General features: G+C 60.4%; 18 protein-coding genes and 2 pseudogenes. 16 read left to right on the forward strand and 4 right to left on the reverse strand.

The genetic code is table 11. The features are described from left to right. Positions 1-98 precede the first annotated feature (98 nt). Positions 99-863 (reverse strand): NeuD/PglB/VioB family sugar acetyltransferase, encoded by a 765-nt coding sequence (locus ACRXBZ_RS28580; RefSeq protein ID WP_433881708.1) that lies wholly within the window; start codon positions 861-863, stop codon positions 99-101. A gap of 202 nt (positions 864-1,065) precedes the next feature. Between ACRXBZ_RS28580 and ACRXBZ_RS28585 the strand changes: the two genes are divergently transcribed. After that, on the forward strand, positions 1,066-1,698 hold the full coding sequence (locus ACRXBZ_RS28585; protein ID WP_433881709.1) for an arsenate reductase/protein-tyrosine-phosphatase family protein: 633 nt from the start codon (positions 1,066-1,068) through the stop codon (positions 1,696-1,698). 74 nt (positions 1,699-1,772) lie between these two features. After that, positions 1,773-2,894 carry a non-hydrolyzing UDP-N-acetylglucosamine 2-epimerase gene (wecB, locus tag ACRXBZ_RS28590; protein ID WP_433883993.1) on the forward strand — a complete coding sequence of 374 codons (1,122 nt, stop codon included), beginning with the start codon at positions 1,773-1,775 and terminating at the stop codon, positions 2,892-2,894. 188 nt (positions 2,895-3,082) lie between these two features. Here the strand turns inward: wecB (ACRXBZ_RS28590) and ACRXBZ_RS28595 are convergent, their stop codons facing one another. Continuing rightward, on the reverse strand, positions 3,083-4,261 hold the full coding sequence (locus ACRXBZ_RS28595) for a glycosyltransferase family 4 protein (protein WP_433881710.1): 1,179 nt from the start codon (positions 4,259-4,261) through the stop codon (positions 3,083-3,085). On the opposite strand from ACRXBZ_RS28595, the pseudogene ACRXBZ_RS28600 reads away from it, so the two are divergent. The 9 genes and pseudogenes from ACRXBZ_RS28600 to ACRXBZ_RS28640 all read left to right on the forward strand — a co-directional run. Then, a pseudogene (locus tag ACRXBZ_RS28600) lies at positions 4,249-4,521 on the forward strand (hypothetical protein); the annotation flags it as partial. The gene ACRXBZ_RS28595 and the pseudogene ACRXBZ_RS28600 overlap by 13 nt on opposite strands. A 9-nt stretch (positions 4,522-4,530) precedes the next feature. Beyond that, a complete protein-coding gene (locus ACRXBZ_RS28605) occupies positions 4,531-4,989 on the forward strand; it encodes an acyltransferase (RefSeq protein ID WP_433883994.1) in 459 nt (152 codons plus the stop codon). Then, positions 4,986-6,098, forward strand: a complete 1,113-nt coding sequence (locus ACRXBZ_RS28610; RefSeq protein WP_433881711.1) for a DegT/DnrJ/EryC1/StrS family aminotransferase — start codon at positions 4,986-4,988, stop codon at positions 6,096-6,098. The genes ACRXBZ_RS28605 and ACRXBZ_RS28610 overlap by 4 nt, the downstream gene beginning before the upstream one ends. Further along, complete coding sequence (locus ACRXBZ_RS28615; protein ID WP_433881712.1) at positions 6,095-7,090, forward strand: Gfo/Idh/MocA family oxidoreductase; 996 nt, start codon at positions 6,095-6,097, stop codon at positions 7,088-7,090. The genes ACRXBZ_RS28610 and ACRXBZ_RS28615 overlap by 4 nt, the downstream gene beginning before the upstream one ends. Beyond that, positions 7,087-8,382: a nucleotide sugar dehydrogenase gene (locus ACRXBZ_RS28620; protein WP_433881713.1), complete on the forward strand. Its 1,296-nt coding sequence runs from the start codon at positions 7,087-7,089 to the stop codon at positions 8,380-8,382. The genes ACRXBZ_RS28615 and ACRXBZ_RS28620 overlap by 4 nt, the downstream gene beginning before the upstream one ends. Before the next feature lie 184 nt (positions 8,383-8,566). After that, on the forward strand, positions 8,567-9,940 hold the full coding sequence (locus ACRXBZ_RS28625; RefSeq protein ID WP_433881714.1) for a hypothetical protein: 1,374 nt from the start codon (positions 8,567-8,569) through the stop codon (positions 9,938-9,940). Between the two features lie 316 nt (positions 9,941-10,256). Further along, positions 10,257-12,359, forward strand: coding sequence for an MMPL family transporter (locus ACRXBZ_RS28630; RefSeq protein ID WP_433883995.1), 2,103 nt, complete (start codon positions 10,257-10,259; stop codon positions 12,357-12,359). A 376-nt stretch (positions 12,360-12,735) separates the two neighbouring features. Then, on the forward strand, positions 12,736-14,163 hold the full coding sequence (locus ACRXBZ_RS28635; RefSeq protein WP_433881715.1) for a D-glucuronyl C5-epimerase family protein: 1,428 nt from the start codon (positions 12,736-12,738) through the stop codon (positions 14,161-14,163). Positions 14,164-14,279: 116 nt separating this feature from the next. Then, positions 14,280-14,621 carry a hypothetical protein gene (locus tag ACRXBZ_RS28640; RefSeq protein WP_433881716.1) on the forward strand — a complete coding sequence of 114 codons (342 nt, stop codon included), beginning with the start codon at positions 14,280-14,282 and terminating at the stop codon, positions 14,619-14,621. On the opposite strand, the gene ACRXBZ_RS28645 is transcribed toward ACRXBZ_RS28640, so the two are convergent. Further along, complete coding sequence (locus ACRXBZ_RS28645; RefSeq protein WP_433881717.1) at positions 14,599-14,784, reverse strand: hypothetical protein; 186 nt, start codon at positions 14,782-14,784, stop codon at positions 14,599-14,601. The genes ACRXBZ_RS28640 and ACRXBZ_RS28645 overlap by 23 nt on opposite strands. 200 nt (positions 14,785-14,984) lie before the next feature. Here ACRXBZ_RS28645 and ACRXBZ_RS28650 point away from each other — a divergent pair. The 3 genes and pseudogenes from ACRXBZ_RS28650 to ACRXBZ_RS28660 all read left to right on the forward strand — a co-directional run. After that, positions 14,985-15,182 (forward strand): annotated as a pseudogene (locus ACRXBZ_RS28650) (integrase core domain-containing protein); the annotation flags it as partial. A gap of 165 nt (positions 15,183-15,347) precedes the next feature. Further along, positions 15,348-16,403, forward strand: a complete 1,056-nt coding sequence (gene wecB / locus ACRXBZ_RS28655) for a non-hydrolyzing UDP-N-acetylglucosamine 2-epimerase (protein WP_433881718.1) — start codon at positions 15,348-15,350, stop codon at positions 16,401-16,403. 627 nt (positions 16,404-17,030) lie between these two features. Next, positions 17,031-18,122, forward strand: a complete 1,092-nt coding sequence (locus tag ACRXBZ_RS28660) for a glycosyltransferase family 4 protein (protein WP_433881719.1) — start codon at positions 17,031-17,033, stop codon at positions 18,120-18,122. A 74-nt stretch (positions 18,123-18,196) separates the two neighbouring features. Here the strand turns inward: ACRXBZ_RS28660 and ACRXBZ_RS28665 are convergent, their stop codons facing one another. Then, complete coding sequence (locus ACRXBZ_RS28665; protein WP_433881720.1) at positions 18,197-18,514, reverse strand: transposase family protein; 318 nt, start codon at positions 18,512-18,514, stop codon at positions 18,197-18,199. Between ACRXBZ_RS28665 and ACRXBZ_RS28670 the strand changes: the two genes are divergently transcribed. Both ACRXBZ_RS28670 and ACRXBZ_RS28675 read left to right on the forward strand, forming a co-directional pair. Then, positions 18,515-18,739, forward strand: coding sequence for a hypothetical protein (locus tag ACRXBZ_RS28670; RefSeq protein WP_433881721.1), 225 nt, complete (start codon positions 18,515-18,517; stop codon positions 18,737-18,739). Positions 18,740-18,862: 123 nt separating this feature from the next. Continuing rightward, positions 18,863-20,275, forward strand: coding sequence for a tyrosine-protein kinase domain-containing protein (locus tag ACRXBZ_RS28675; RefSeq protein WP_433881722.1), 1,413 nt, complete (start codon positions 18,863-18,865; stop codon positions 20,273-20,275). The last annotated feature ends 637 nt before the right edge of the window (positions 20,276-20,912 follow it).

The raw sequence follows: 20,912 nt of genomic DNA on the forward strand, positions 1-20,912 counted from the left end.
CCAGGCGGCACGCACGGTGCCCAGCCGAGCGTGCCGCCTGCGCTGTTTCCGTCGCTGGCGGCGGAGCGTCCCCGTACTCCTGTCGCGATAGACCGGGGCTAATCGGGACGATGTTGCCTTGCCGGTACCCCAACCACAGTGACGCCAGCTGGCTGGTCCCTGGTGACCACCGCGCCCGCTCCCACGAAGGACGTCGCCCTAACGTGAAGTCCTTGCAGCACACAGGCGTTGCTGCCAACCGTGACGGCCTGGTCCAGAAGAACACTGCCCGCGATGTTCGCCCCGGGAAGTACGGTGACGTATTCGCGCAACAGCGTGTCGTGCCCGATGGTGGCGTTGTAGTGGACCTGACTGTGCGGCCCCATCGCGACGCCAGTCGAGACGAACGCATTTGCCAGGATGACGCAGCCCTCAACAGGGACCACGTCATGCGCGAGAGTGGCACGAGGATGAACAACGGCGGACGGCGTGAGCCCGCGCAGACTCATCCGCTCAGCGAGCATGCGGCGCACCGCAGGATCTCCCACCGCGACGACATATGAGCCACGGTTAGCTTGATCAGGTCGCCGAACCGGCACTCCGTGCACTTCTTCGGCGCGCAGCCGATCATCGACCAAGACGATCTCGTCAGTTTTCCACCCAGCCGCGAACAGCGCGTCCAGCACCTCTTTACCCAGGCCACCGGCCCCTACCACGTGCATCGGTGCCCGCGTACCCGCGATGTGATCCCTCATGACGCAAGACTGCCTTACCGCTTCGCGGATCGCCTGACGACGCTTCAGAGTGGTCGCAGTTCCATCTGCGTCAACACACGACCCGCCGCAGCGCGTCGGTGGTGCGGAATTGCCGCGGGGAGACATCATTCGCCCGGGTGATCTGTTTGCTGCGTCGCGTCCGGTTTGCTAGGTGTAACCTATGTCCCGGAAACGGCGGCCTGGTTCGAGAGCTGACAGCATCGACACGGCGTTGTTTCCCAGGAGGTGGGGCGCGGGTCGGCACGATGCCACAGCGAGGGCCCGCACCTTTGACGCGGACCGGTCACTGACCAGAACGGGATGTTCAGTGATGACTACGATCGGCGCGCAGCGGGAACGGTTCGCCATTATTTTCGTGTGCACTGGCAACGTCTGCCGGTCGCCGTTCGCCGAGCGAGTCGCGCGGTGGCTCATCGACAACCGCCTCAGCGTGCAGGACGCGAACAGGGTGATCACGCGCAGCGCCGGAACTCACGCGCTGCATGGCGCTGCCATGGACCGGCAGAGCGAAACGCATCTTCGCGCTCTTGGTTTGGATGCGGCAGGCTTCGTGGCGACGCAGTTCGCCGCGGACACTGTCAGCAATGCTGATCTGGTCCTTACCGCCACGCTCGGGCACCGAGCGATCGTGGTGGAACACCACCCGCCCGCGCTGAAGACTGCTTTCACGCTTCGAGAGTTCGCTTATCTTCTTGGGAACCTCGATTTCAATGCTCATCAGCTGCCTGCTGACCCCATCCTGAGAGCTCGGACGATCCGGGAGTTCGTGCGTGACTCCAGAGGGCTGAACCCACCTCTGGCAGACCAGGACTATGAGGTACCAGATCCGTACGGAAAGGATGACGCCAGCCACGCCCAGGCAGCGAGGATCATACGGGAGGCGATCAGCGGAGTGATCGATCGACTGTGGCCTCTGGACGATCGCGTTGCCCGGATCGGCTGAAACGTAGGTCGCGGCACTGAGATTTCGGCGTGTTCGTTCGTCGGTCGAGTCACCTGGACACAACCATGTCGGGTATGAGTCGCATCGCCTGCGTTGTGGGTGCCCGCCCAAACCACATGAAGATAAAGCCGATCATGGACGCGCTTGAGAAGCGTGGCGCGGAAACGATCCTGGTGCATACCGGGCAGCATTATGACCGCGCGATGAACGATGTCTTCTTCGAGGATCTGGGGATCCGTCGGCCGGACCGTCATCTCGAGATCGGGTCCGGCACGCACGCCGAGCAGACAGCGCGGACCATGCTGGCGTTCGAGCCGGTGTTCTTGGAACTGCGCCCGGACATCGTTGTGGTCGTCGGTGACGTGAACAGCACCCTGTCTTGCGCGTTGGTAGCCGCGAAGGGTGGCGCGTTGGTGGCTCATGTCGAGGCCGGCCTGCGCAGCGGCGACCGGAGTATGCCTGAGGAGTTGAATCGCGTCGCCGTCGACAGGGTGAGCGATGTGCTGCTCGTTGCGTCCGCCGACGGAATGGCCAATCTCCGAGCTGAGGGGTACCGGCGGGACCAGACGTACTTGGTCGGGAATGTCATGGTGGACACCTTGATGGCCAACCTTGATCGGGCACGGACTCGCCCCATCCTTTCCGAACTCGGGCTATCCAGGCGGAAATTTGGTCTGGTCACGCTGCACCGGCCGGGAAACGTCGATGACGAGCAGGTGCTGACGAGCCTTCTGGCGGCGCTGGACGAGGTCGGACGGAAGCTTCCACTTGTCTTCCCTGTCCATCCCCGTACCCGCGCGCGCCTACGCGGCCGGACGCCCGCCGGAGTCCTCCTCATGGATCCATTGGGGTATCTGGACTTCGTGGCACTCGAAGACTCGGCAGCGATAGTGCTCACCGATTCCGGAGGGGTGCAGGCCGAAACGACGGCGCTGGGAGTCCCCTGTCTCACCCTGCGCCGAAACACGGAGTGGCCGGTGACCACGGTGGAGGGCACCAACTGGCTCGTGGGGTGTGATCCAAAGCGGATCGTGCGGGCGGCCAGCGAGTTTCTGGAGAAGCCGCCTCGATCGACAATGCCAGAGCTGTGGGACGGCCGGTCCCGAGAGCGGATCGCTGACGTGCTGTTGAGCGTCGCAACGAGCTCGGATCGACCGAGGCCGACAGATCACTACCGCACAGACCAAGACGTCTGAGGCAGAAGCGCTCCCATAACGGGAGGATCCACTTACGTTGGGCGTTGCGTCACCGCATGTCGTCCGGCACATATTGCGGCGAGATCTGGTCAGCGTCGTCGAAACGGGCGGCTTGTTCTGCTCACGGTAGGAGATCGTACAAGTGCTGCAACCGCTAATGTTTGGACGTACGCATGGCTGAACCGCGTTCAAACCAGCTTGTCCAGTACCGTCTGAAGCCGCCGCGCCTGTACCGTACGCGACTTGTGGCGGCGGACGTAAGCAATTGCGTTGCTACTCATACGTGCGAGTTCGGATTCGTCGAGCTCGGCGAGCTTGCGGATGGCCGTGGCAAGCTGCTCGGGAGGAACGCGGATTCCCGCATCCGCGGACTGGACGATGGTCTCCGGTTCTCCTTCCGCCGTGGTGACCACGGGGACCCCCGCCGCGAGATAGTCGTACAGCTTGTTGGGGCTCATCCCCCGACGAAAGAGTGGCAGGTCGGCTACTGTGTGCACGGCGATGTCCGCACCCGCAAGAATGCCGCAGAACTCTTCTTTGGGAATCGGGTCCAAGAAATGCACATTGGACAGACTAAGTTCCCTTGCGTACGCGATGAGACGGGGTTTGACCATCCCGTCACCAATGAGAACGAACGTGTGCTGAGGGAGGGCGGCGGCCGCGTCGACCAGTGCCTGCACCCCGTTCGCAGCGCCAAGCGCACCCGCGAATACGACGAGGCGGCCGTGAACGGGAACACGTTCCCGAAGCGGCACCAGTTGCGGATTGGGGAGAAAATCCTCGGGCTCGGCGCTGTTGCTCACTGTTGTGATGCGGGACGGGTCGACGCCCAGCCGCTCGAAATGAGGAAGCCAGCCGTCTGTCACCGTGACGATGTGATCGGCCTTCCAGCACAGCCAGCGCTCCAATACCGAGAAGGCGCGGTGCGACGCGGATCCCTCACGCATGTGGGAAAGCTCGACCAAGGTCTGGGGCCAAAGGTCCCGTACCTCCAAGACGAAACGAGAACCGCGCAGTCGGGCGAGCACCCATCCTACGAGCGGTGTGAGCAGGTGCGGCGAAGAAGCATACACGACATCCGGGCGTTCACCACGCATGCCGACCCGGAAGGCACCGGCACAGTAGCTGAGCCAATTCAGCACCCGCCAGTGGTCGTTGCGCTGGTAATGAGTGACGCGCACGGATGTGAAACCAGGTTCGCGGACCCTGTACCTACGTCGGGTGTAGAGGTCGACATCACCCGTGACGATCTGGAACCGCCACCCTCGAAGCCGGCCAAACAGCTCGATGTGCCGGGTACCGCCCGCTGCACTTCGAGGCTTCGCGAACTGATTGAGCACCAGGACGGTCGACGATGAATCACGCACAGGAATCCCAACCCCAATCCTCGTGGGTGCAAGAGCCACGTAGTCCACTTCGGACCCCTGAGGGTCGTGAGGGATCAAAGATACGATCGACGGAGGACATTGGCACGGCAGGCGCCTCCGTCGGCGCGACAACTGGCCCGATAGTGGCCAGAACAGCCGACGTCGCGGAAACAGCCGCTGTGGGAGACGGCACGCGGATATGGGATCTAGCGCAGGTCCGCGAGAATGCCGAGGTCGGCCGCGGATGTGTCATCGGGCGCGGTGCCTGCGTGGACAGATCCGTCTATATAGGCCACAACGTCAAAATTCAGAACTACGCGTTGATCTATCACCCAGCTGAGCTGGGAGACGGTGTCTTCGTCGGCCCGGGTGCGGTGCTGACCAATGACGCATATCCCCGTGCGGTCGATCCGACGGGTACTCCCCTAGATGCTTCCGGATGGACACCGGTGGGTGTGACCGTGCTAGAGGGGGCCTCGCTGGGAGCTCAGTCAGTATGCGTCGCGCCCGTCGTCATCGGCCGCTGGGCCCTGGTCGGCGCGGGAGCGGTTGTCGTAAGGGATGTACCCGATTTCGCGATTATGGTGGGTAACCCGGCGCGTCGCATCGGTTGGGTCAGCCGCGCCGGGGTTCGGTTGCAAGCGGAAGATGCGGGTAGTTGGCGCTGCCCTCGGACAGGCGCGCGCTTCCGCGAACTGGATGGAGTGCTTCATGAGGAGGAAGTGTGACCGACGCGATCACCAGCGTTCCCATCGCTGCTCCAATCATAGGAGCGGAGGAGCTCGAGGCAGTGCGCCGCGTCCTCGAAAGTGGCCTGCTTACCCAGGGACCGGAAACCGCCGCCTTCGAGACAGAGTTCTCCCAATACGTCGATGGTCGCCCCTGCGTAGCAGTCAACTCGGGAACCAGTGCGCTTCTGCTCGCACTGCATGCAATGGACATCGGCCCAGGCGATGAAGTCGTTGTTCCGGCGTTTTCCTTCGCTGCCACCGCGAACGCCGTACTCCTTACCGGAGCTGAGCCGGTGTTCGTAGACATTGAGCCCCAACATCTCTGCATCGACCCGCAATCCTTCGAGGCAGCCGTCGGGCCTCGCACCGCGGCAGTCATCCCCGTCCACCTCTATGGCCACCCGGCCGAAATCGACGAGGTGATGACCATTGCCGGTCGGCACGGCCTAGCGGTCCTGGAGGACGCAGCACAGGCGCACCTAGCGTCATGGCGAGCGAGGCCGGTAGGAACGTTCGGCACGGCAGCGGCATTCAGCTTCTACCCGACTAAGAACATGACCACGGGTGAAGGTGGCATGGTGACGTGCGCCGACGAGGACCTGGCACGGCGCGTGAGGCTCTTGCGCAACCAAGGAATGCTTGAACGATACGTGTACGAGACCGTCGGCTACAACGCACGGATGTCCGAGCTGAGTGCCGCCATCGGCAGAGTGCAGATCCGCAAGCTTCCGCACTGGACAAGCGCACGCCGACGCAATGCCGCGGAGCTGTCCGCTGGTTTCACCCAAGCCGGCGTCACATCGCTGGTGGCGCTCCCGAGGGTTTCCGAGCATGCTGAACCGGTGTGGCACCAGTACACGGTGCAGGTGGACAATCGTGACGAAATTCAGGCCAGGACAAGAGCGGCCGGAATCGGTACGTCTGTCCACTATCCGACACCTTTGCACCGACTTCCGCCCTACCAGGTCGGGAGGGATGCTCAAGGTTGCCGTCCGGTGGCTGAACGGGCCAGCCGTGGTGTCCTTTCCCTCCCGGTTCACCCGGGACTGCGCACGGCGGACATATCTCTCATTGTTGAAAAAGTGTGCGAGGCGGTGGCGGGATGACAACACTGCGGGCGGGGATAATCGGCCTCGGTGCGATGGGAAGGAACCACGCCCGGATCCTTCGCTCACTTCCGGGGGTCGAGCTCATTGCAGCGGTCGAACCGGATCGCAACGCGCGCGCGGGCGCGAACGGCGTCGAGGTTCTGACCGATGTCAGCGAACTGCTCAAACTTGCCCCGGATCTGTGCGTTCTGGCGACCCCCACCGCGACGCACGCATCGCTGGGGCTCCTGCTTGCAGAGGCACGTATTCCCACATTGATAGAGAAACCGCTGGCTCATGATGAGAACTCAGCGTCCCTGCTCGTGGACGCTTTCGAGCACAACGACGTGCTCGCATGTGTCGGCCATATTGAGCGTTTCAACCCGGCGCTCCAAAATCTCCGGGACAGGTTGGCGAACGAGGAGCTTGGTGAGATCTACCAGATCTTCACGCGGCGCCAGGGGCCCTTCCCGGCGCGAATCAGCGATGTCGGGGTCATCTACGACCTGGCCACGCACGACATCGACCTGACATCGTGGGTCATGGGCGCTGCCTATGGATCAGTGGCCGCCAAGGTCGCCTACAAGAGCGGGCGCACTGTCGAGGATCTGGTCAACGTTGTCGCGGAACTCGTCAACGGGACCGTTGCCACGCACCTCGTGAACTGGCTTTCTCCCATGAAGGAACGTGTCGTGGTGGTGTGTGGGGACCGTGGTTGCTTCGTTGCCGACACGCTGACGGCGGATCTGAGTTTCTACGAAAACGGAACCCAACCCTCGAAGTGGGAGACCTTGGCGACGTTCCGAGGCGTGTCAGAGGGCAACATGACGCGGTTCGCGATTCCCAAACCGGAACCGCTGGAAACCGAACTCCGGGCGTTCGTCGCGGCTGTGCGAGGTGACGACAGCCCGATCGTGACTTTGCGGGACGGCCTGATGACCGTGTCCGTCGCCGAGGCGCTGCGTAGGTCCGCGCAGTGCGGCGCGATGGTGAAGGTGGGAGAGCAATGAAGATCACCGTCGTCGGCCTCGGCAAGATCGGCTTGCCGTTGGCCGTGCAGTTCGCCAGCGGTGGCCACGTCGTCTACGGTGCGGACATCGCGCCGTCTGTGGTCGCTGCCGTCAGCGCGGGGATTCCCCCGTTTCCGGGTGAGCACCAGTTGCCAGAAAAGCTCGCTGAAGCAGTGGCATCCCGTTGTCTGCTTCCCACGACCGACACAGTCAGCGCAGTGGAAACGAGCGATGTGGTGGTCGTCGTGGTACCGCTATCCATCGACTCGCAGGGGAGCCCGGTATTCGATGCCGTGGACTCCGCCACAAGAGACATAGCACGTGGGCTACAGCCGGGAACACTCGTTCTATATGAGACAACACTGCCAGTTGGTACAACGAGAACTCGGCTGGCGCCCATGCTGGAGTCCAGCACCGGTCTGCGGCCCGGCGTTGATTTCTTCCTCGCTTTCAGCCCGGAACGCGTGTATTCGGGCCGCGTCTTCGCTGATCTCGCACGGTACCCCAAACTCGTCGGTGGGGTTGACGAGGCGAGCGCGCAACGCGCGATTGAATTCTACTCCAAGGTCCTTTCCTTCGATGAGCGACCTGAACTGGCTGAACGCAATGGTGTGTGGGACATGGGATCGCCGGAGGCGGCGGAGCTGGCTAAGCTCGCCGAAACCACCTACCGGGACGTCAACATCGCGTTGGCCAACCAGTTCGCACTGTACGCCCAGCGGATCGGGGTCGATATTCACCAGGTCATCGAAGCATGTAATTCTCAGCCGTTCAGCCACCTGCATCGCCCGGGGATCGCTGTGGGCGGGCACTGCCTTCCGGTGTATTCCCAGATCTACGCCTACGGAGATCCACACGCCAGTGTGACTCGAGCGGCTCGTGAAGCGAATGCTGCTATGCCCAGCAAAATTATCGACCTGCTTGAACACGCGGCGGGTGGACTCGATGGCCGTCGAGCACTCGTTCTTGGTGCTGCGTATCGAGGCGGCGTTAAGGAGGCCGCCTTCTCGGGGGTTTTCGCAACTGCTGCCGCACTCCGGGAGCGTCGAGCGGAACCGCTCGTGCACGATCCTTTGTTTACTCCGGAAGAATTGACGGAAATGGGGCTAACGGCATACCGGCAGGGAGAAAGCGTCGATTGTGTCGTGGTTCAGGCTGATCACAGCGAATATCGGAACTTGTCGTCTGCGGATATTCCAGGCGTAAAGACGGTGTTCGACGGGCGAGGAGTGCTCGATCCTGCACGATGGGCGGATGTCGATCTTTTGGTGCTCGGTCGAATCGGACACTGAGAATGGTCCGTAGTGGTATTTGGGTCCTCGCTGTGCCTGCTGAGATCATCGGCGTCGGTGAGGCAGGTCTATGTCGGAGAAGCCAGTGCCGCCACCCGGATGCGTTCGACCGCCCTTCGTCGATTCGTACATCGCACCGCTCATCCGCCGCCGATTGAGGGATGCTAGCCAGAAAGGAGGAAAGATGGTGCCGCAGCACGTCGGGAAGGGGACTTGCAACGGTCCGCGGTATCGCCGTGTTGGAATCGCTGGATTTGCACTTACCCTGGCCTACGGGGCGTCACTCGTCGCCGCATATGTACTTGTAATTGCGCCGGCATTTGGCTATGAAGGATACACGGCCGTAGTTCCGAATCTTGCCACAGTGTTGGTGTTCGTCGTGTCCTATATAGCCGCTGCATCTCAACTGCCAGCCAGGTTAACTAGGCCGTCGCAGCTCGCGTACTGGCTTCTGTTTTTTCTGGTGGTCGCACCTGTACACGTTACGATGGCACTGGTGGATAACGCTGGTCGACCCAATCCGATCCCGTTTGTGTTGACACTATCTATTTCCTTCATGGCATTGAGTCTGATCTACCGTATATCCCCGCCAGGGATTGTCGTTCCCCCTGCTACGGCTCAGGCATTTTGGGTAGTGATGGCGCTGCTTATCGTAGGCGGGTTGTCGTATTTTGCAATCACATTCGGTGTTCAGTTCCGCATGGTTTCGTTTGACGACGTCTACGACGTGCGCAGGGACTACACAGATTCACTCAAGGATGTGAATCCGGTGGGGCCCTATATCGTGGGTTGGATCGGGTATGTGCTGGGGCCGGCACTCTTGGCCACCGGATTCGTTCGGCGCAACCCGTTGCTACTCGTCGCAGGTGGCGCGGTCCAGCTGCTGATTTACTCGCTCACCGGTTTCAAGTCAGTCATCGTTTCGATGCTGCTGCTGGTAGTGTTGGCGCAGTTGTCCCGCCGCTTTCCGGAGAGAATGGTTGGCCCGCACCTCGTCGGCTACACGGCTGTAGGAGTCGGGTTGATCACTTTTTTCGACTTCGTTAATGGCGGTGTGGCCCTGAGTTCACTATTTGTGCGCCGACTTGTGCTGAGTGCGGGAATCAACAGCTACAACTACTATGACTACTTTGCAAATAATCCCAAAGCGCACCTCGGGCATAGCGTGCTCGCCGAGATTGTCGACTATCCCTATCAGGTCTCACCTGCGCACCTGATTGGAGAGGTATATTATGGCAATTCGGAAATGAGTGCCAATGCCAACGTGTGGGCCGATTCCTATGCGAATTTTGGGCTGACGGGGATGATATTGTGCACCGTGCTCCTCGGATGCGTGTTCATTGTGTACGATGGCCTAGCTCAGCAGCGAGACCTCCGAATATCCGCGTTGCTGATCGCGCTGCCGGGCTTCACGCTGTGCAATTCGGGCCTACTCACCTCCCTGCTCACTCATGGTCTACTCCTCGCGATGGTGGTGTTGGTTTTCATACCCTGGTCGGGCCCGAGAACTCCCGAGGACACGGTCCCTCTCGGATGGTCAAGGCTTCAGCAACCTTGATGATCACCGCGAAGCCATGCCCCGTCCATTACACCCCCACCACATATCAACCGCAGATCACCAGCCTCCACAAAGGATTTTGCGGTAGCCCTGGGTCTGAGCCTGCCAGGTACTACGCTCACACCTCCACAGATCAACTTTGGGTACTGGCTCCCTACATCGGGTGCTTTGCTGAGGTTTAATCCCCGGTGTAACGGATAAAAAAAGTTAACGTCATTGCAGGTGTGGCTCTTAAGGTTTTAAGAACAGGAGGTTGTCCTTGTTCGCTTTCTGGGGAATTGTCGTTTACAGGTTTCGGTGGCCGGTCGTGGTCGTCATGCTGCTCAGCGTCCTCGTTGGGGGTGTATGGGGTTTCGAGGTCTTCGATCGCATGAGCAGAGGCGGATATGAGGTGCCAGGCAGCGAGGCTGCGAAGGCCACCGGCATCGCGATGAGGGTAGTCGAGGCGCAGCGCGGTGACGTCCTTGTTGTCTATGATGCCATGGATGGACGTACAATAGACGACCCAGTAATCGCCGGCTCGATTAGCAGGACACTCGACGGTCTGCCGACGAATCGCGTTATCCGTGTCACCTCGTATTGGCAAACACAGGATCCGCAGCTCGCAAGTCCGGACGGGCTCAGCGGCATTGCCGCAATCACCCTCGCCGGTGCCAACGAACGTGACAAGATAAAAGCTTATAGAGAGGTTCGGGACTCCTTGAACGCCCCAGGAGTGCGAACTGGCGTTGCCGGTAATATCGCGCTTCAGGACAGCATTGAACAGCGCGCATTGAGCGATCTGGCACTGGCCGAAGCCGTGTCGATTCCGATCGTGCTGATCTTGCTGGTGGCCATATTCGGAGGCGTGGTTGCAGCGTCCCTTCCGGTTTTGGTTGGCAGCTTGGCGGTGTTCGGTTCACTTGGCCTGCTGAACGCTATCTCATTGTTTGTCGACGTCAACGTGTTCGCGATCAACGTCGCGAGCCTGTTCGGACTAGGATTGGCTATCGACTACGGCCTTTTCATAGTCGGTCGGTTCCGTGAAGAGTTAGCAATGGGCAGAGACACCGGTGAAGCAGTCCGTCGATCGGTAGCTAGCGCGGGACGCACGGTGGCGTTCTCTGCAACCATGCTGATCGCCGCTCTCGCAGGACTCACACTGTTCCCGCAGATGTTCTTGAAAGCGCTTGCTTTTGGCGGGATATCAGCGGTCGCGCTCGCCGCACTTATATCGCTGACCCTTTTGCCCGCCATCCTAAGCGTGCTGGGCCACCGGGTAGGGGCGCTTTCAGTGCGATTGCATAAGAAGCACTGCGAGATCAAGGGCGACTGCTTCTGGTATGCGCTCGCTAACCGTGTGATGAAGCGGCCATTAATGACCACGGTGGCGACCGCAGCGGTCCTCGTTGCACTCGGATCCTCGGTTCTCCACATACAGTTTGGTACGCCAGATGAGCGGATGCTGCCCGCAAATGATCCCGCGCGACAGGCTACTGAGCAGCTGGAAACAGATTTCCCAACCACGGGCAGCAGTAACGTCCAAGTAGTTGTACGCAGTACTAACGGCGCCCCAGTGGATCAGGCGACACTCTGGAATTATCTCGGCCAGATCAGGCGGGTGCAGGGAATTAAGCAAGCAGAATTGGCCGGAGAAAAGGGAAATGTAGCGATCATTATCGCTGCACTTCGTGGCGACCCTTACCACGCCGAGTCGATCAAAGCTGTCCGCGACATCCGGACACTTACCCATCCCAGAAACAGCGAAGTTCTGGTAGGCGGTGCAACGGCGTTGAACGTGGACAGCCTGAGCACTACGCTTGACAAGCTGCCATGGGTTGCGGTCTTGCTGACCGGTGCGACCGTGATCCTGGTCCTTCTTGCTTTCGGTTCGATTCTTTTGGCGATAAAGGCCGTGGTAATGAGTGCACTCAGTCTATCGGCGACGTTCGGAGCTCTCACCTGGATATTCGTCGAAGGCCACGGGTCCAGTCTGCTCGGTGTGACACCATCTCCGATGGAGATCGGCATCGTGATCCTCATGGCTTCAGCTGTGTTCGGATTGTCGACCGACTACGAAGTACTTCTGCTTTCTCGAATAGTGGAGGCTCGCGTCAACGGCGCCTCCACTGAGGACGCTATCCGTGGTGGGCTGTCCGCAACGGGTCGGATCATCACAGCCGCCGCGCTTTTGTTGATTGCGGTGACCGGGGCGTTCGCGCTGTCTGGAATCACAATGCTTCGCTTTGTTGGGATAGGAATGATCCTAGCTCTCCTACTGGATGTAACCGTGATTCGAATGACCTTGGTTCCTGCGGTGTTGAAGTTGATGGGAGAGGCCAACTGGTGGTCACCTGGGCCCCTCAGACGTATGCAAGAGCGAGTAGGAATTCGAGAGCATGCACAGGGCCGCGAGGTCGAGTTTGAGCCAGCGCGCTAACGGGACTGTGGGCAAGGGCACAGGCCACGACGCAGCTCCAAACCGGTGGAACACGGCGTCTGAGGGGCGGATGGGCCGCATCGCGGGCGTCGCGGCCACGGGCGATAGAGATAGGTATCGAGCCTTTCCGGTGCGCCCCAGCAGACCGCAGGTTGTCGGTCTCTCAGTCCTCAGTCCTCAGTCGTCCGGCAGGCCGTTGGTGGTCGTCGTCTCCCCGATGCTGCGCGTTGATGAACCCGGGGTGAGCATGCCTTCCTGTCCACTTCCCCATGCCGCCGCCGGGTCGCCTGGACCTGCCGGATGAGGCAAAGGTTCACCGATACGCGCTGCGCACGTTCAACAGCTATTGCTCGTGTGATGTTGGAACATCTCAGGCGTGAACAACGATCAAATCGCACCGCGCCGCTTCCACAGGCGTGCTGCGTTGACGATGCTGGGTCTTGCCCCTGTCCTTTGGGGAGGGTCGCTTTCCGCCCACGCGGCCCCGTCCTACCATCGGACGGCCTATAACGTTCGGCAGCTTCCAACGGAATTGTTGCCATACAATTCCCCGACCCCCGGTCCGCTAGATGGCCATCTCACTTACGACGGCGAGGGCGTGGCGGTTTTTGTCATCGACGGTCGGCAATACAACCATCCCGTGATGCAAGCGGAGTTCATGCTCTCCAGGCTCAGCAGCTACCGACACAATCAGGACCCCGAATATCTCGCTAGGGTCGAGAAACATGCCCAGCGCTTGATGGAGACCTCCGTCACGTCGCGCGGGGCCATGTACCTGCCGTATCCATTCGACTGGGCGCTGCATTATGACAAGACCGACATGATGCTGGCGCCTTGGTATTCGGCAATGGCCCAAGGGCAGGCGCTAAGTGCCTTTGTTCGCTTGTTCGAGGTTACCGGAAAACAGGAGTATCTCACCACCGCTGACAGTCTGTTTGCGAGCTTCCACAACCACAAACAGCGCGGCGTGCCGTGGACAGTGTATGTCGATGACGGTGGATACCTGTGGTTCGAGGAGTGGGCCAAGGACCCTGGGCCCGATCGCGCCTTCAACGGGCACGTTTATGCCGCCTTCGGCCCGTACGACTACTATCGGATCACCGGCGACGTAACGGCACGCGAGCTGTTCCAGGGCGGGGTTACCGCTGTGGAGGCACACCTTTCGAGGATCCGAAACCCCGGGTGGATCAGCTGGTACTGCCTCAAACACCGGTACGACTACGGGATTTACCACAAGTTCCACGTTGATTTGCTCTACATGCTCTACAGGATTACAGGTGCCCCCAGTCTCGCCGCGTCAGCTGATCGCTTCCTTGAAGACTTCCCGGCCTGGCAAATCGGTGGCACTGGCAATCTCAGTGCCGGACGATACGAGGCGTGCAAGTTCGACGCCAACGGCACCGTCACAGAGATCAAGGAATTCAACCTGTCCGCCGCAGAACAAGTCAAAGTGAGCCGCCGCTGGAAGTTCGAAGGTCAGACGGGCATCTGGCTACTGATCGACACTGGCACGGTCGCCGGTTTCTGGATCCAAGAGACTCCGGGCAAAGCATTCATCAAGCGCTACATCGAGGACTACAAATTCGATCCGCCGCGTTTTATCCAGTTCGAAAAGGGTACGTATGTCGGCCGCCGGTTCGACTCTCTCGGTGCGCCTGTGAGCACCAAACGGTTCACCCTGGCGGGCGACTCTACTGCGAGGACGGACAGGCGCGCGGTGATCAGTGGTGCGCTCTATTTCCACGTCGTGGCCGGCGTCTTCCATGATTACTGGATTCCAGCGCAACCGGGAGTGGACGTGTAGTTGGACTGCCCGGAAAAATTGTGAACGGGTGACACCGATCGGATGATCTGGGAATAGGGAGGACCTCCAGGTTCGGTGTGGATCACCACATCACGCACCGAACCTGGAGGTCCTCTGTGTGGCGTCACAATGCCCCGCTGACCGAGCCTTCCGTGCCACTGGCCGACATCACCGGCGGAGCCAACTGGAAAGATACCCCACTGCTCAAATCCCGCCTCGCCGGCGGATTCTGCCTCCGCGCCCCCGCCCAAGACGCTTGCCCCTACGCCAACATCTGCGAACACTACCCCAGCTTCCACACCGAACCCAGCTCGCTACCGATTCTTGCCGCCCAACGCGTCGACGCCCAAGCCCTCGCCCACGACGCCGAACAACGCGGCTGGATCAGCGAAGCCGAACGACACCAGCGACTCATCGCCCTAATCGACACCCTGATCACCAAGGCTCAAACAGGATGACCCACGCCAACACACTGGGCCGCGTCGAACGCGCCTGCACCCAACTCGACCACAACGGCCACACCGTCACCTTCACCGCCATCGCCGCCCGCAACAGGGCGTCGGCCGCACCACCCTCCACCGCAACCCAAACCTGCGCGCCGTCATCGAACACCACAGTCACCGGACCACCACAGTCACCGGGCCACCACCAGCGGCACCCTCACCGGCCTCACCGACGAGATCGCCACCCTCCGCACCGCACTCGACGCCCTCGCCACCCGAGTACGCCGCCACGAAAAACAACTTCGCCGACTAACAACCCGAAAAGACTGAAAACATTGTCCGGCCAATAATCGGAAAAGAAGATCAATAGCCGGATAAGCCTACGACAACGCGCTCGCGGAGTCGACGATCGGGCTGTGCACGACTGAACTGATCAACCCCCGCGGCCCATGGCGTAGCCTCGACTACGTCGAGTACGCTACCCTGGAATACGTCGACTGGTACAACAACACCCGACTGCACGGCGAGATCGGACACCTCCCATCCGCCGAGTACGAGACCCTCTACTACCGTCAACACCGGCCAACCCCGGCTGGAGCACCCAACTATTCAGTCTCCATCGAAACCGGGGCGGTTCAAGCCTGGCGTCATACGATCAGGTGAGACCCGAAAGAACAGGCGTGTCAGGTGGTCCGGGCGTGGATCCGTTGCCACACTTCCGTTGTGACCAGGATCATTTGCGTGGCAGGGACTCGCCCAAACTACATGAAGATAAAAGCCGTCATGGAAGCGTTGGAGCAGCGCGGCGCCGAGTGCGTTCTTGTTCATACCGGTCAGCACTATGACTACGCGATGAATGAGCTCTTCTTCAAGGAGCTCAGGATCCGGCGGCCGGACCAACATCTGGGCGTTGGGTCGGGTACGCATGCTGAACAAACAGGCCGGGCAATGCTCGCCTTCGACCCGATAGTCGCGGAGTTGCGGCCTGACATCGTGGTGGTTGACGGCGACGACAACAGCACACTGGCATGCGCGTTGGTCGCCACGAAGGCCGGTCAGTTCGTTGCGCATGTCGAGGCTGGCCCCCGCAGTGGGGATTGGTCAATGCCAGAAGAGGTCAACCGAGTCGCGGTTGACAGCATCAGTGACGTCCTGCTCGCACCCTCCGAGGATGCGTTCGCCAATCTTCGAGCTGAGGGATACCGGCAAGACAAGATGCACCTCGTGGGCAATGTTTCGCTCGATACTCTCCTGGCCAATCTCGACCGCGCGCGAGCGCGCCCAGTCCTTGATTCGCTCGGGGTCCCCAGGGGAGGATTCGCACTGGTCACCCTGCACAGGCCATCCAACGTTGACAGTCACGACACCCTTGGCGGTTTGCTTCGAGCGCTTGCCGAGCTCGCGCAGGAGCTGCCGGTGGTGTTCCCCGTACATCCCAGGACCCGCGCGAAAATGGTTCAGGATCTTCCTCACGGGGTGTTGGCAGTCGATCCGCTGGGATACCTCGATTTCGTGGCGCTCCAAGACGCGGCGGCCGTGGTGCTGACCGACTCCGGGGGAGTGCAGGCTGAGACGACCATGCTTGGAGTGCCGTGTTTGACGCTGCGTGAAAACACGGAGTGGCCCGTGACGATCACCAAGGGTACTAACCAATTGGTCGGCCGCGATCCACTCCGCATTATGGCGGCTGCTCGAAAGCTGATCGAATGTCCGCCACCACCGCGTCGACCTGCCCTTTGGGATGGGCGGGCCAGCCAGCGCGTCGCGGAGGTGTTGTTGTCGGGTCATGGGCTGTGAGCAGTCTCGACCAGTGCTTCAGTAATCAGCTATCGGCGATGAGTGAGAGTGATACTGTGCGGTAGGGAAAATGTGTTGATGTCAGGCGACGTAGCGGACGTCGGGTTTGCCGACGTAGTAGCGAAGTAGGTGGTCAGCAGTGATTTTTCCCCCGGAACCAGGTTCAATTCGGCCGTCACGGCTCGCTTGCCGTTTTCGCCCATCCGTTCAGCTCGGACTGGATCATCGATCAGCGTGCGAATAGGACTCGGTGGCAGTTTTTGGTGGCAGGTGGGGCATCGACCTGTCGATGTGACCAGTAGCATCTGGAGTGTTTGGAGGATTTTGTAGAGACTCGGGCAACCTCAGGTTCTTTTGGAATCACATGCGGAGTTCGATGAGGAAAAGGTGAGCGTCGGCGACGAGGATGCGTGGCGGTGCCAGTTGGTGAAGGAGCGGACTTCGAAGTGGGTAGGAGTGACACGGCTGACGCGCGAATCACCGCAGAATATGTGTCCCGCAGACAGAAGCGGTCGCCCAAACAAATCGACCTCTATTGGGTGAGCAAGGTCCAGGGGCTCAACGTCGACCCCATTCATCGCATAACATCCACGTATGCCACAGACGCGTACATCCAAAAAGCAGCGAATGGCACACGTTGTGCACATTTCGACAGTACATGCTTGGAATGACATCAGGGTTTTCTACAAGCAGTGCTGCACCCTCGCCGAGAACGGCTACCGTGTCACCCTGATCGGCACCATCGACGCAAGGCGTACCCAACACGGTGTCGACATTGTGCCGGTTAGACGGAGCAGGAACCGGTTGAGCCGCATGGTGATGGGAACATTGCGCGCTCTGGATGCCGCGTGGCGGCAACGGGCGGACGTCTACCATTTGCACGCCCCTGAACACATCCCGCTGATCCCGCTATTGCGGGTACGTGGTGCACGTGTCGTCTTCGATGCCAAAGAGGACCTACCGGACCAAGTTCTGGATAAGGAATACTTGCACCCGGTAGCACGGAAGAGCGTATCCCTTTTCGCGAAATTTCTCGTTTGGTTCTCCGGTCGGACGTGCGACCATGTGCTGGCGGCAACACCGAAGATCGCTCGCCGTTTTCCTGAGAACCGCACGACCATCGTGCAGAACTACCCTATTGCCACCGAATCTGATACTGATATTCCTTATCAGGAAAGATCTCTCACCGTGGTCTACGTGGGCGGGATGTCAGAGCTCCGAGGCACTCGAGAACTCATCACTGCGGCGGAGCACCTACCCGACGAGTGGAGTCTCACTGTAGCAGGTACCGCGTCACCTGAACTCCTCGACGAGTTGCGGAAAATGCCGGGATGGCAACGGGTCGAATTCCGCGGTCAGGTTTCATCCGAACAAACACGAATGCTCGTAGCACGTGCCCGGATCGGCGTAGTGAACTTCCTTCCCACCCGCGCCCACGTTGACGCTATGCCCAACAAAATGTTTGAATACATGGCCGCCGGAATTCCTGTAGTGGCGTCAAATTTCCCGCTATGGCACAACATCATCGAACGAACAGGTTCGGGTGTGTGCGTTGACCCTGCCGACCCCGCAGCGCTGGCAAAAGCCATCACCACACTGATCGCCGCCCCTTCGGCTGCAGAGCGTATGGGAAAGAATGGTCGGCGTGCCGTCCTGGAGGAGCTCAACTGGAATCGCGAAAAGGACCACATGCTCACCGTTTATCGATCACTGAGGTGATCTCGTTCTCTCGGTGTTCCGGCCCCGGATTTCGTGATCTAATGTTTTGTGATTCTGAGCGTTATTCACGGGCGTTACCACCCAAGGCGGTAGAATTCGAGCGCTGCGATAATGCGGATGATGGTAGGCAGTTCGGCGAGGCGTCCCCGATAGCCGGTGGCGAGTATTTTCCAGTTCTTTACGTGGGCGATGCATCGCTCGACGGCAGAGCGTATTGAGGAGATGGTCTTGTTGTTCGCCTTGTCGTTTGTGGAGAGTTCACCACCCTTGGGTTTCTTGCGTGGAGTGATCGCGTGAGTCCCTTGGTATGCCCTCTTTGCCAGACTGATGTGAGACACCTCGTGTGAGTGCGGGGTTCCTGACCGAGGGCGGGATCGGAGATCCTGGTGCACGTGTCCACACCATCTGACAAGCAGCCCGACCCGTCACCGCTGGCGGGTCCGGGCGACCCAGCACCGCGCCCGTCCCGCCGGGTGTTCAGCCCGGAGTACAAGCTGGCGATCGTCACCGAGTACGAGAACGCCCCCAATGGCGAGAAAGGCGCGATTCTGCGTAGAGAAGGCTTGTATTCCTCACATGTCATCGAGTGGACGCGTACTCGTGACGCGGGGGTGTAAAGTCGCGCCTCCAGAACGTCCGGGTCGGCATATCAGCCATTGAGGTGACCATTTGGTCTGGCCGCGAGTCGGGGTGCGGTGTAGCTTCTGCCTCCGAGACCAAGTGGCATAAGGAGAAGCCGCGTGTCCTTTCGCGAATGCCTGCACGTTATCGCAGCTCGGTGGGTTCTGATCACCGTCTGCGCGCTGTTGGGGCTAGCCGTAGCAGTCGGGGTGATTTTTGGTGTGGAGCCGAAGTACAAGTCGGAGACGACCTTGTTCATGGCTTCGCGGGCGACCGATATGCAGAATGCTTACCAGGGCAGCCTCTTGTCGGAACAGAAGGCCAAGTCGTATGTAGCACTGTTGGGAAGCCAGCGGCTGAGCGAGGAGGTGAGTAGGAGCGTCCCGGTGCCGATGCGTCCCGAGGAGATTTCGGAAAAAATCACCGCGTCTGTCAAGCAGGACACAGTCCTGGTGACGGCGATCGTCACGGATTCGTCCCCGCACCGAGCGCAAATGCTTGCGCGAGCGGTCGGTGAGCAATTCGTGGCATTGGTGGCTGACCTGGAAAGTCCTAGCATCCATGAGCCTCCGACAGTGACAGCGAAGATTGTACAACCCGCGACCCTGCGGGCGCAGCCGGTCTCACCGGACCCTGCACGGTATGCCAGCTACGGGCTCTTTCTCGGCCTCCTCGTTGGTGTAGCAACTGCCTTCCTGCGCAACGCGTTGGACACGTCGGTCGTGTCCACGGAACAGCTCACCGCACTGACCGGACTTCCGAATCTCGGCGCCGTCATGTATGACGCGAAAGCTCCGTCCAAGCCTCTCATCGTCCACGATCATACGCACGCGCCCCGTGCGGAGGCGATTCGGCAGATCAGGACGAACCTGCAGTACCTCGATCCCGACAATCCTGCTTCCCTGATCGCCCTCACTAGTTCGTTGCCGGCGGAAGGCAAAACCACCACATTGTGCAATCTCGCGATCGCGAGCGCGCAGGCAGGCGCGAACGTCGCCGTGGTCGAAGCCGACCTGCGTCGGCCGCGCTGCTCGAACTATCTCGGTATTGAGCGTTCGGTGGGACTTACCAGCGTCCTGGTTGGTCGCGTCCCGCTGACCGAGGCGTTGCAGTCATGGGGCGGACTTTTGAGCGTGCTGTCGAGCGGCCCCACTCCACCTAACCCCAGTGAAATGCTGGCATCGCGGCATATGAAGGAACTCCTCGCGTCGTTGCGGGAGAAGTTCGACCTCGTGCTGATCGACACGCCACCGCTATTGCCGGTGGCCGATGCCGCCGTCGTGGCCGCGCACTGCGATGGTGCCCTCGTAGTCGTCCAGCATGGACGGACGAAGCAGGCGCAGGTGAAATCCGCCCTCGATTCATTGTCGGGCGTCGGCGTGCGCGTCTTCGGAACGGTTGTCAATATGGCTCCGGCGACACGGGCGAGCTACTACTATCGATACGCTGAGGACAGCCCGACACGCTCCGCCCATCGATTCTGGATTGGGAAGAATAAACAAAATCGCAAAGCTTCTGTGCCGTCTTCATGAGCCTCCAAACCCAGCGAATCGATGCAGGGTGCCGTTGACGTGAAGTAGTGTCACCAGGTTTGACGTGTGGACTCGGGACTTCGGAGGGCTGGCCAGATCTGAAAGGGGAAACGGTGGCAGCGAACCGAAGGCGCCGAGTGGCCATGGTGATTTCACTGCCGCCTGTGTGCCTCCACTTTTGTGTTGTCGGTCTCGGTTCTGTACGGAGGCGTCGGCTTGATACCGAACCTGTTCGGCGACCGTTCCCGGGGAAATTGGTCGCAATGTTCTTCTGGTCGGCACTTACGGTCGATGCCCGGTATTCGAGCTTTCGTTTATTCAGCTTCGGCCCAGGCGGGTTTGAGAAATCAAAGATACGATCACGCGGCATGGTTTGCAGAGCGAAACGCTAACCCGGTCGATGAAACAACGGGGGCGATAGTGGACAAACGGGGGAAGTTGCGAACACGGCGTCCGTGGGAGTTGACGAACGGAAACTCGAAGCACCAGCAGCCGCGATGCGGCGTGACTATAGCGAGGGTCGTGACGCTGCGGGACGGCCTCGTGGCCAGCGGCGGTCGCCGAGTGATGCGCGAATACGCTCAGTTCGGCGCAATGGTGAAAGCGGGATAGAAATGGAGATCACCGTCGTCCAGCC

Origin of the sequence: Saccharopolyspora hattusasensis, from assembly GCF_050972075.1 — a bacterium.
In the GTDB taxonomy this organism is placed as follows: domain Bacteria; phylum Actinomycetota; class Actinomycetes; order Mycobacteriales; family Pseudonocardiaceae; genus Saccharopolyspora; species Saccharopolyspora hattusasensis.

Coding starts and splice junctions, on each gene's coding strand:
- ACRXBZ_RS28580 (WP_433881708.1), bottom strand. CDS start 863: ATGATGTCTCCCCGCGGCAATTCCGCACCACCGACGCGCTGCGGCGGG.
- ACRXBZ_RS28585 (WP_433881709.1), top strand. CDS start 1,066: ATGACTACGATCGGCGCGCAGCGGGAACGGTTCGCCATTATTTTCGTG.
- wecB (WP_433883993.1), top strand. CDS start 1,773: ATGAGTCGCATCGCCTGCGTTGTGGGTGCCCGCCCAAACCACATGAAG.
- ACRXBZ_RS28615 (WP_433881712.1), top strand. CDS start 6,095: ATGACAACACTGCGGGCGGGGATAATCGGCCTCGGTGCGATGGGAAGG.
- ACRXBZ_RS28620 (WP_433881713.1), top strand. CDS start 7,087: ATGAAGATCACCGTCGTCGGCCTCGGCAAGATCGGCTTGCCGTTGGCC.
- ACRXBZ_RS28625 (WP_433881714.1), top strand. CDS start 8,567: ATGGTGCCGCAGCACGTCGGGAAGGGGACTTGCAACGGTCCGCGGTAT.
- ACRXBZ_RS28630 (WP_433883995.1), top strand. CDS start 10,257: ATGCTGCTCAGCGTCCTCGTTGGGGGTGTATGGGGTTTCGAGGTCTTC.
- ACRXBZ_RS28660 (WP_433881719.1), top strand. CDS start 17,031: ATGGCACACGTTGTGCACATTTCGACAGTACATGCTTGGAATGACATC.